This window comes from Ruegeria sp. R13_0 (assembly GCF_017743995.1).
Lineage (GTDB): Bacteria > Pseudomonadota > Alphaproteobacteria > Rhodobacterales > Rhodobacteraceae > Ruegeria.
This window is the reverse complement of record NZ_JAGHRB010000045.1, coordinates 1-1,803: the sequence shown is the minus strand read 5'-3', so window position 1 is coordinate 1,803 and position 1,803 is coordinate 1. Positions and strand designations below refer to the sequence as shown.

Annotated in this window: 3 protein-coding genes; 2 read left to right on the top strand and 1 reads right to left on the bottom strand. The window is 51.4% G+C overall.

What is annotated here, in order from left to right:
* Positions 1-204: 204 nt before the first annotated feature.
* Entirely contained in the window at positions 205-657 is a 453-nt protein-coding gene (locus J7394_RS22745; protein WP_209256239.1) for an Lrp/AsnC family transcriptional regulator, read from the bottom strand.
* Between the two features lie 266 nt (positions 658-923).
* On the opposite strand from J7394_RS22745, the gene J7394_RS22740 reads away from it, so the two are divergent.
* Together J7394_RS22740 and J7394_RS22735 are read left to right on the top strand one after the other, a co-directional pair.
* A complete protein-coding gene (locus tag J7394_RS22740) occupies positions 924-1,604 on the top strand; it encodes an AzlC family ABC transporter permease (protein ID WP_209256238.1) in 681 nt (226 codons plus the stop codon).
* Positions 1,601-1,803: branched-chain amino acid transporter (locus J7394_RS22735; protein ID WP_209256237.1), on the top strand; the 203-nt coding region annotated here is incomplete at its 3' end. The genes J7394_RS22740 and J7394_RS22735, both read left to right, overlap by 4 nt.

Sequence of the window (1,803 nt, the reverse complement as noted above, 5' to 3'; positions counted from 1 at the left end):
ATTCTTGGTTTACGGGTTTCATTATATAGACGGCCGAGTTCCTGCAACTGGACTGCACGCATTTCGCTACATTGCTTGCGCCAACGCCAATGGGTTTGCTTCACAACATAGATCTATCTGATCGCATCTAGGCGTAGCATGCCCTTAACGTTGGTCTTGGTTTTTCAACGGAAGGCATCACGCGGTGTGGCCAAGGCTACCCTGTCACCGCTTGTCCCATACGTTATAGTCGCGCATCGAAACCAGTGTTTTGTAGCCGGATACAGGGCTGTCATTCAAATAGGCCGTTACGAACTCGTCAAATTCCGTCATGGAAGAGCAATGCAGGATAAGGACGATATCGTCGTCGCCCGTAACCCAAAGCATTCTGTTCACTGTCGGGCTTTTTCGAAGGTCGCGACAGAATTCATCCATTGTTTTTGGATTATGCCCATCGATTGAAAGGAGAACTACAATAACCAGGGGGCGATCTTCTAGCTTTGGCGAAACAATAGCAACTTCTCTCTCGATTGCGCCAATTCTTCGCAACCGCTGCACGCGTCGCAGACAAGCAGCCGGAGATAATCCGACATCGCCGGAAAGCTGATCGCCGGTCCGACGACTGTCCACCTTCATAAGCGCAAGAATGCGCCTGTCGAATTCATCAACTTCTTCCATAATCCGACACCCAATAAACGGCTCTACTGCGGAAATCTCGCAGAGATCGCGATTGTATGCGAGATTTTAGTGCGATGGCAGTGCGTTTTGCGAGTTCGCCGCTTCGGCAATTGTTAGGTCTTGTTTGCCAAAACGAAGGAGGCAAACGGGATGATTGTTGGAACGAAACACAATCCACCTAAAGTTCGAAACCGGGATAAACGTGCTTTTTTTGTACTTTTTCGGCTATGGCTAACCAAGCTTCGCGTCGGTGTAGGCGTCCGCACATGAAACGCGGCGCGATTGCAGTTCTGCCGCTTGCACTGGCTGCATCATTCTACGGATTCGCATTCGGGATTCTGGCTGCTCAAGCAGGTTTCACTTGGTGGAGTGTGGGCGTACTCAGTGCTTCCGTATATGCAGGATCATCGCAGATCGTTGCCGTCGAACAGTTATCCACAACCGGCTCGGTTATTGCAGCAATCATCGCGGGGGCGGCGCTCAATCTGCGCTATGTTGCAATTGTTGCGTCTCTGTCAGAGGTCCTGGACGGTCTTTCCATCAAACAAAAACTACTCGCCATCCACTTGGTCAGTGATGAAAACTGGGCACTGACGATGGCGCAACGGGAAAGATCACCCGATGTTGGAGCGGCATTTCTTTATGGTTCTGGCCTCGTCATGATAGGTGTGTGGGTCTTGTCCACTACGATGGGCGCTGCGGTCGGAAACGCGCTGCCTGGCCTAGAGCGCTACGGAATTGGCTTTGCATTCACGGCTGCATTCATAGCGATGACTTATGGGCTATGGCAAAGAAAGTCACAGTTGCTACCCTGGTTGACCGCGGCAGTATTCGCCTTGGGAACCTGCAGTATTGGCATCTCTTCCGCGTTTGGAATTTTGGCCGGTGCCTTCGCAGGATTAGTCGCAATTTATCTTCAGAAAGTTCTGCAGGAGGAGCATCCATGACCTCGGTTCATTTGTATCTTATCGGATTGCTGGCGATAGCGACGATAATGGTCAGAATATCGGGGCTCGTTGCCGGCCAATGGATTCGACGGTCCAAGCATTCCTGGATCCTGAAGGAGCTTCCTGGGTTGATCCTTGTCAGTCTGGTTTCGGTGTCGCTTGCAAATGAGTCTGTGGTTGGTTGGATCTCGGCGGTGGC